This window comes from Salinivibrio sp. HTSP (assembly GCF_003390965.1).
GTDB classification, from domain to species: Bacteria; Pseudomonadota; Gammaproteobacteria; order Enterobacterales; family Vibrionaceae; genus Salinivibrio; species Salinivibrio kushneri.
On the sequence record NZ_PXUD01000054.1, the window covers coordinates 1 to 8,902 of the forward strand.

7 protein-coding genes and 1 tRNA gene are annotated in these 8,902 nt (G+C 50.7%); 5 read left to right on the forward strand and 3 right to left on the reverse strand.

Annotation, left to right across the window (positions count from 1 at the left end):
- Positions 1-60: 60 nt before the first annotated feature.
- A tRNA-Thr gene (locus tag C7A19_RS11040) sits at positions 61-136 on the reverse strand.
- 209 nt (positions 137-345) lie between these two features.
- On the opposite strand from C7A19_RS11040, the gene coaA reads away from it, so the two are divergent.
- Complete coding sequence (gene coaA / locus C7A19_RS11045; RefSeq protein WP_069362661.1) at positions 346-1,284, forward strand: type I pantothenate kinase; 939 nt, start codon at positions 346-348, stop codon at positions 1,282-1,284.
- 17 nt (positions 1,285-1,301) lie between these two features.
- Here the strand turns inward: coaA and birA are convergent, their stop codons facing one another.
- Both birA and murB read right to left on the reverse strand, forming a co-directional pair.
- The gene (gene birA, locus C7A19_RS11050) at positions 1,302-2,270 is read right to left on the reverse strand and encodes a bifunctional biotin--[acetyl-CoA-carboxylase] ligase/biotin operon repressor BirA (protein ID WP_077650260.1); all 969 of its coding nucleotides are present in this window, start codon (positions 2,268-2,270) and stop codon (positions 1,302-1,304) included.
- Complete coding sequence (murB, locus tag C7A19_RS11055) at positions 2,267-3,301, reverse strand: UDP-N-acetylmuramate dehydrogenase (protein WP_116644892.1); 1,035 nt, start codon at positions 3,299-3,301, stop codon at positions 2,267-2,269. The genes birA and murB overlap by 4 nt, the downstream gene beginning before the upstream one ends.
- A gap of 76 nt (positions 3,302-3,377) precedes the next feature.
- Between murB and C7A19_RS11060 the strand changes: the two genes are divergently transcribed.
- From C7A19_RS11060 to C7A19_RS11075, 4 genes are all read left to right on the forward strand, one after another.
- On the forward strand, positions 3,378-3,809 hold the full coding sequence (locus tag C7A19_RS11060) for a GNAT family N-acetyltransferase (protein ID WP_069362664.1): 432 nt from the start codon (positions 3,378-3,380) through the stop codon (positions 3,807-3,809).
- Positions 3,810-3,921: 112 nt separating this feature from the next.
- A complete protein-coding gene (pssA, locus tag C7A19_RS11065; RefSeq protein ID WP_116644893.1) occupies positions 3,922-5,271 on the forward strand; it encodes a CDP-diacylglycerol--serine O-phosphatidyltransferase in 1,350 nt (449 codons plus the stop codon).
- A gap of 11 nt (positions 5,272-5,282) precedes the next feature.
- Positions 5,283-5,927, forward strand: coding sequence for a nicotinamidase (locus C7A19_RS11070; protein WP_077459613.1), 645 nt, complete (start codon positions 5,283-5,285; stop codon positions 5,925-5,927).
- A gap of 199 nt (positions 5,928-6,126) precedes the next feature.
- Positions 6,127-8,712, forward strand: a complete 2,586-nt coding sequence (locus C7A19_RS11075) for a family 20 glycosylhydrolase (protein ID WP_116644894.1) — start codon at positions 6,127-6,129, stop codon at positions 8,710-8,712.
- Positions 8,713-8,902 lie beyond the last annotated feature (190 nt).

The window sequence follows — 8,902 nt, forward strand, 5'->3', positions numbered from 1 at the left end:
GCTGAGCCGTCAGATTTACAGTCTGATCCCTTTGACCGCTCGGGAATTCCACCTAAATTTTGGTGCCGGCTGCCGGAATCGAACTGGCGACCTACTGATTACAAGTCAGTTGCTCTACCAACTGAGCTAAGCCGGCGACAAGTGCTGCGCATTCTATGCCATGGATTTGAGGGGTGCAATAGGGAATTTTAAAAAAATGGGTGATTTTTTCGTCTTTTGCGTATTTTCTCGCGTGATTGTTGCGAAAATAACCAACCGGGTCACTTAACGCCGATCGTCGGCGCTTTTCCTTCCCTGTCGTTTGCGGTATCGTCACCCTCTTTACTGGCTTAAGGCACATGGATCATGAATGCAACGCTAACGCCTTATTTGTCGTTCGAGCGTCAACAATGGGCTGAACTGAGGGATGCAGTGCCCATGACGCTCACAGAAGATGACATTGACCGCTTGCGCGGCCTTAACGAGCATTTGTCGATGGATGAGGTCCGCGATATTTATCTTCCTCTATCCCGGCTGCTTAATCTCTATGTAAAAGCGCGTAAAAGCCGGACGGAAGTGCTAGACGAGTTTTTATCCCAACCGGTATCAAATCATGTGCCTTATGTTATTGGCATTGCGGGCAGCGTCGCCGTGGGGAAAAGTACCACCGCACGCCTTTTAAAAGCCTTGCTGACACGATGGCCTGACCATCCCAAAGTGGCGCTGGTCACTACGGATGGCTTTTTGTATCCAAACGCCGAACTTGAGTCGCGTGGCATCATGCATAAGAAAGGGTTTCCGCAATCTTATGACATGCGCAAACTGGTTGAGTTTGTGGCTGACGTCAAATCAGGAAAAGACTGTGTCACCGCGCCGATTTATTCTCACCTGGTTTACGACATCACCTCTGACGTGCAAAACGTAGAGAAACCCGACATCTTGATCCTCGAAGGGCTCAATGTGCTGCAAAGTGGTATGGATTACCCGCACGACCCCCATCATGTGTTTATTTCCGACTTTCTCGACTTTTCTATCTATGTCGACGCCGAACCAGACTTGCTAAAGCATTGGTATATCGAGCGCTTTATGAAATTCCGCCGAGGTGCCTTTCTCGACCCACAAGCCTACTTTCATCACTACACGCGGTTATCGGTGGACGAAGCCACTCAAAAAGCCGCGACCATCTGGGATGAGATTAACGGGAAAAACTTATCGGAGAACATTCTACCGACCCGTGAGCGCGCCAGCTTAATCTTAGAAAAAGGTGCCAACCACTCCGTTCAACATATCCGTGTGCGCAAATAGTGCTTGCGAGAGCAGGGTTAGTCATCGCGTCTTAGAGAGATCTCTCCACCCAAATAAGGCGTGATGTCACCCTCAACGTCAAGCAATAAGGCACCGTGTTCATCAATACCGCGCTCAATACCACGGACTTCTCGATCGCCCATCAGTAGTTTAACAGGGCGGTCGATAAAGTTATCCAACTTAGGCCAGTCGGCCATGATGCTCGATAGCCCATGTTGCTCATAGTCAATCAGTGCGTCTTTTAAACGCGCAATCAAGGTTGCCGCCAATGTATTACGTGATGGCATGGGATGGCAGGCCTCCGCTAAACGCGCCCAAGGCTGGTCAATGTTTTGATTCAAATGTGCCCCCATGCCAATATTTAACCCCATGCCAATCACAAGGTGAGCCGCATCGCCCGTTTGCCCCGTCATTTCCACTAAGATGCCAGCGAGCTTTTTATCCTGAAAATACAGATCGTTGGGCCATTTCACCTTCACACCTGGCGCGCCTAGTTCATGGAGCGCTTTGGTGATCGCCACGCCGACCACCAGGCTCAGCCCCATCGCCGCCGCAGGGCCGGCATCTAAACGCCAATACATCGACAAATACAAGTTACTGCCAAAAGGCGACTCCCACGCGCGACCACGGCGACCCCTTCCTTGCTGCTGATATTCAGCCAGGCAAACGCTGCCTGACGCAAGTTGTCCCACACGTTCCATCAAGTACTGATTGGTCGAATCAATGACCGGGATCGCGGATAAAGCGGGCACGTCGGTATGCTCACGGAGCCAGACGTCATCCAGCAGTTCTATCGGTTGTGATAAGCAATAGCCTTTGCCCTGCACCCGGTAAATATCCAGCCCCCACGATTGCAACACTTTAATGTGTTTGCTGATAGCGGCTCGGCTCATGCCTAGCGCATCGCCTAGCATCTCGCCAGAGTGGAATTCACCATCAGATAAACGGTCTATAAGAGTCAGTCTAGCGTTATGTGCACTGCTCATTGTGCCTCCAAGCTGGTTTCACCCGTGGCACCCATAAAGCGCACCTCATGGTGCAAGGTCACACCAAACCGCGACTTGACGTCGTCGACCACCTGCTTGGCTAATTGAATGACGTCTTGGCTGCTTGCCTGATTAGCGTTCGTCAGCACCAGGGCTTGTTTAGGATGCACACGCGCGCCTCCCACTTGCTTGCCTTTTAAACCACACTGGTCAATCAGCCAGCCTGCGGCGAGCTTCTTTTTTCCCTCTCCGGCAGCGTACATAGGCATCTCGGGATAACGGGCCTGCAAGGCTTGCGCCTGGTGTGCATCAAGCACCGGGTTTTTGAAAAAGCTGCCCGCATTGCCACACTCTCGGGGATCCGGGAGCTTGGCTTGGCGGATCGCACAGACCGCCTCAAAAATGGTTTGCGCTGATACCTGCTCTGGATCGAGATCCGCTAACGCACCATACTTGAGCACGGCCTGCCACGCTTTCGCTAATCGAAACCCCACTTGTGTGATCACCCACCCTGTCATCACGTCGGTTTTAAATATCGAATCGCGATAACCAAATTGACAGGCATCTCGGGTCAGACGACGTGTTTGCTGAGTCAATGGATTGACGATATCGACATACGCGCAGCGCTCGCAAAACTCGACACCGTAAGCACCAATGTTTTGAATCGGTGCGGCGCCGACACAGCCAGGAATAAGCGCGAGGTTTTCCAGCCCGGGCAAACCATTATCAATGCTCCAAGCGACTAAGTTATGCCAGGATTCTCCAGCCCCTACGTGCAATATCCAGTGGTCGTTCTCGTCATCGACTGACACACCGTTCAGGCGATTAAGCACCACCACGCCCTGAAAGTCTTGGCAAAAGAGCAGGTTGCTACCTTCTCCCACCACTAACTTAGGAAGCGCTAGGTCGTCAGCGTGCTGCCAAATAGCATATAAATCCTCCACCGTGTGCGCTTCCACGATCGCATGAGCGTGGGCGGGGAGACCAAAGGTGTGATGGGGTGTCAAAGACACATCAGATAACCACTTCATCAATGCATTACGCTGTCAGAAAAAATCATGGATAGGTATACTACCTGTCCTGCTCGTATTGCGCATCTATTAGGCTATGGATCATTACCACATTCACCCACTCGAGCCGTTACGGTTTCCTCTCGTGGCGCGATTTTATAAAACCTACTATCCACCGGGAAAACCGAAAAAGGATGAACATATCTGGGTGGTGGATGGGCCCAGCGGTTTATGTGGCGCGGTGCGCTTTCAGCCGCGTCAAGACTACCAACTGCTCACTGGCATGCTGCTGCATCCGCACTTGCGCGGGACGGGGTTAAGCCATCAACTGCTCGACGCCGTCCAGCCCGTATTGGCGCAGCGTCCAAGCTTTTGCTTGGCATTTCGACCATTGACCGCCTTATACGCGCAACACGGTTTCAGCAGTGTGGACACACAAGCCCTGCCAGAGGAATTGGCGGCGCGATACCAGAGCTACTGTCATAGCGGTAAAGACTTAGTCGCGATGAAATACACACCTAAAGCGTGATATTTACAACAAAGCCACGCGCAGTGATCCATGACTTGATCTAATTTCTGGTATAATTCAGGGTTTAGCATCAAACCGCTCGACTCTGGCCGTCGAACAACAAGAGGTAACAATGGATTCAGCGAACGCAAACCGGCTGCTTATCGACCGCCTGCCCACCATTGCGCACCAGCCAGACAATCTCGAAACCTTATTAGATGCCGTCTCGTTTAGAGAGCGCTTGCTCTGTGAAATAAAAAAGGCGAAATCCAGGATTTACCTCGTCGCCTTGTATCTGCAGGATGATGAGGCTGGACGTAGCGTGCTTGATGCGCTTTATGAAGCGAAGCAGGCCAATCCTGATCTTGATATCAAGGTATTAGTCGACTGGCATCGTGCACAACGAGGGCTGATCGGTGCTGAGCAGTCTGATGGCAATGCAGGATTATATCGCGCCTATGCCGAGCGTTACCCGCATAAAATAGAGGTACTCGGCGTACCAGTCAGAAACCGAGAGGTGTTTGGCGTCCTACACCTAAAAGGCTTTGTGTTTGATGATACAGTGCTTTACAGCGGCGCTAGCTTAAACGATGTTTATTTAGCGCAACATAATAGATATCGATACGACCGCTATCATGTGCTCAACAATAAAGCGCTCGCCGACACCATGGCAGACTTTATTGTTAATACCCTGACAGCAGATAGTGCGGTCAATTGCCTCACCTCGCCAGACCGACCCAATAGCAAAGCACTTAAGCCGAGTATTCGTGAGTTTCGCACCCAGCTACAGCGTGCGAGCTATCGCTACGATGATGAGCCTCTCCGCGAGGATCAAGTCGGGCTAACCCCTATGGTCGGACTGGGTAAGCGTAAGAACAAGCTCAACCGCTATATCTGCCACCTAATTGCGAGCGCGCAAAAAGAGTTGGTGATTTGCACTCCTTATTTTAATCCGCCACGCAGTGTCGTCAGAGAAATTCGTCGTGCACTACGCCGAGGCGTGACGGTGAGCATCATTGTTGGCGATAAAACCGCCAATGACTTTTACTCGCCGCCAGAGGCACCGTTTAAGACCATTTCGGCACTCCCCTATCTGTATGAAGTCAACCTGCGCCACTTTGCACGTCGTAACGAAGCGGCGATTGCCAAACGCCAGTTAAACATCCATATTTGGAAACATGATGACAACAGTTTTCACTTAAAGGGAATTTGGGTCGATCGCCAATACATGTTGCTGACAGGTAATAACCTGAATCCACGCGCATGGAAGCTAGACTTAGAAAACGCCATCTTGATTCATGATAAGCATCAGCAACTCGAAGCGCAGAAACAGAAAGAAGTCGACAAGATTCTGGCACACACTCAGTTGGTCGGCAGCTATAAACAGATAGAAAAAATGGAAGACTATCCAGCCCCGGTCAAGCGTCTGCTCAAACGGATAAAACGGGTTAAGGCCGATCATTTACTCAATCAGATACTCTAGGTGATGATGCAATGAAACAAGCCAAAATTGCCGCGATTGATGTGGATGCGCAATGCACCTTCACGCCGCTTTGTCCTGATGAATTGCCTGTGCCAGAGGGCGACACCATCGGGCCGGCTCTGAACCAGCAGGCGGCGTTGGCTGATTTACGCATACTGACCAAAGATGCACATCCTACTAATGCGGTCTGGGTCGTCGACGATCCCGCGGATATGTTTCAATCGTTGCCACACAAAAACGCTGACCTTACTTGGGTCAAGCATGCTGTGCCCGGCACCAAAGGATTTGAAACTCTCGACGGCTTGCCTCCCGTTACCGATTACGACTATGTGGTTTGGAAAGGCATCGAGCCTGACCTTCATCCCTACGGTGCGTGCTTTCATGATATTGAAGAGAAACTCAGTACGGGCTTGATTGAGTGGCTACACAGCCAAGCCGTAGAAACCGTCATTGTCGGTGGCTTGGCAACCGATTACTGCGTCAAAACCACGGCTATCCAACTGAAAAAGCGCGGCCGTTTTGACGTCATTGTTAACCTCGCAGCATGTCGCGGCATTGACCCCAGCACGGTATCATCTGCTTGTGACGAAATGGTCGCTGTCGGCATTCGGCTCGTGGATAGCCAAATCGCGTTAAGCTGCTTACTTCCGCGTTAATTCGTATCGCAGTGAATCAACGATTTCTACTGCGATCTTACTCGCTATTCTAGCGAAACCTACTGCCTACATACATCAATAAATATGAGTCTTTAGACATAAAAACACTTTGACTCACAAGATTGCTAGGCTTATTGAGCGCTATCCTCTAATGTCCTGTTAACTATTTTCACAATAAAAAATAAGTTTGGAGGATAGCATGCTCAAACCTACCGCACTGGGTCTCCTGATCGGCGCGTCATTATGTAGCACCGCTTGGGCGATACCTGCATCGCAGCTTGATGCACTCGGAAACGGGCTCGATGTCCAATACCAAGTGCTTGATAATAAGCAAGATGACTGGCGTTCATTTACTGGTAACGTGGCGTTTACTAACCAAAGTACTCAGACGCTACCTAAAACGGGCTGGACGATTTATTTCAGTCACATCCGCATGATCAACTCGATCAACACCGATCAACTTAAAGTCTCACACGTCAACGGCGATCTCTTCAAGCTCGAGCCGACTGACAGCTTTGTTCCGCTCGCCCCCGGTGATCAATTAGTCGTCGGCTTTAATGCCTCTGACTGGCAAGTGGCTAAATCCGATATTATGCCGAATTGGTATTTAGCCTCCGACGATGAAACTGGCACGCATACCGCGTTGATTACCAGCACCAGTAACCACAAAAATGGCCAAGTGCCCACCAAGCCGGATGATGAACTCACCTTTGTCGGTGACTTTGACACGCCCGCAAAGTGGAAGCGCTACGGCGGCGCATTGACTGACCACTATGACCCGTTCACGGCCGAACAGCGTTATGCGCGCAATGCCGATCTTTCCTTGGTCGATACCCAAGGACACGTGCTACCCACGCCGGCCAGTCGCATTGAGAAAAATGGCCATGTCACTCTCGATAGCGAGTGGACCGTGGTCTACGACAACGGCTATCAAGCACAAGCACAATGGCTTGCCGATCAGCTTGGCATTTCAGTCACCGACTGGGCACCCACTAAGCAAAAAGTCATTCATGTGGGATGGGGAAAAGTCACCCTTAATGGAAGCGACCAGTGGCATGAAGCTTATCGCTTAGATGTGCAACCTGAGCCGCAACGTATTGAGATTGACGCCCCTGATGAAGCGGGAGCCCTATACGCCGCGCAAAGCTTGCTGCAACTTAAAACCGGCGACACACTCAAGGCGGTATCGCTAACTGATGCACCCCGCTTTGCTTACCGAGGCCTGTCTGTCGATGCCGCACGAAACTTCCGTAGTAAAGAAGCCATCTTTAAATTACTCGATCAGATGGCCGCACTGAAACTCAACAAACTGCATCTACGCCTCAGTGATGATGAAGCATGGCGCATTGAGATCCCAGCCCTTCCTGAACTGGCGGACGTCGGTAGCAAACGCTGTCATGACTTGTCAGAGACCAACTGCGTGCTGCCCTTCTTAGGCGCAGGGCCTGACGGCACAGAAGCATCCAATGGGTACTACACCACGGACGATTATCAAGCGATCTTGCGTAAGGCAGAGGCACTCAATATCACCGTCATTCCAGAAGTGGATATGCCAGGTCACGCGCACGCGGCCATTAAAGCGATGGAAGCGCGTTATCACAAGTTCATGGCACAAGGCGATGAAGCCAAAGCGAAAGAATATTTGCTCACGGACTTTGAAGACGATACCCAATACCTCTCTGTGCAAATGTTCACCGACAATGCGATGAATGTTTGCATGGAATCCAGTTACCGCTTCGTCGATACAGTGGTTAACGCGTTAGTCGATGTTCATCGAGACATACAGCCACTCGATACATTCCACTTTGGCGGTGATGAAATTGCCGGTGCTTGGAAAGCGTCGCCCGTCTGTCAGTCCTTTATTGCAGACAATGATGCAGGTGTGAACAGTGTCGACGATCTGAGTCAGTACTTTGTCGAGCGTATTTCTCACATTACCCAACGTCATCAGCTCGATCTCGGTGGTTGGGAAGATGGCCTCATGCACAACAACAAAGCCTATCCACGTGCACAACTTGCCAATGAACACGTCTATGGCAACGCGTGGCAAAATATCTGGGAGTGGGGCGTTGCCGATCGCGCCTATAACCTCGCTAACAATGGTTATGGCGTTATCTATAACCAAGCCACACACCTCTATTTTGACCATCCCTATGAGCCAGATCCAAGTGAACGTGGCTATTATTGGGCACCCCGTTTTACCGACACCCGTAAGACGTTTAGCTTTATGCCCGATGACCTCTACGCTAACGCAGATGAAAAACGTAATGGTGCACCTATTACCAAACAAGAGGTATTAGATGCTGCAACCGTGAAAACTCTGACGCGTCCAGAAAATGTGCTCGGTTTACAGGCATCTATTTGGAGTGAAACCATTCGCTCTGATGGCCAATTTGAATCAATGACCTTCCCTCGTCTCTTTGCCATGGCTGAGCGAGCTTGGCACCGTGCCGAGTGGGAAGCAAGCACTCAAACCGGGCAAGAGGCGGATCAAACCAAACGCAAACTGGATTACAACCTCTTTGCTAATCAGCTAGCGAACTACTGGTTCCCCCAACTTGAGCAACAGGGTGTTGGCTTCCGCTTACCGGTTCCGGGTGGGGTGATAGAAAGTGGTACATTGAAAGCGAACTCGCCATTCCCTGGGCTCACCATTGAGTACTCAACCGATAATGGTGCAAGCTGGCAGGCCTATGATGCGGATAACGCCCCTCATGTCAGTGCCCCAGTACAGCTACGTACCATTTCAGGAGAGCGTGTGAGCCGAATCAGTCAAATTCAATAATCGAGCAATTACACAGCTAAAAAGACAACGCCCCGTCGACAAGACGGGGCTTTTTATTGGATCTTGGGTAGGTAGAAAATGAAATGATATCTACTTGGCAGGCAGTTTAAAGCAAAGCATAAAGGGCCTATTAGCCTTCCAAAGACATCGAGTAGGGTGAGGCGTTGCCGCCTCATCCCTCTCACAGAAC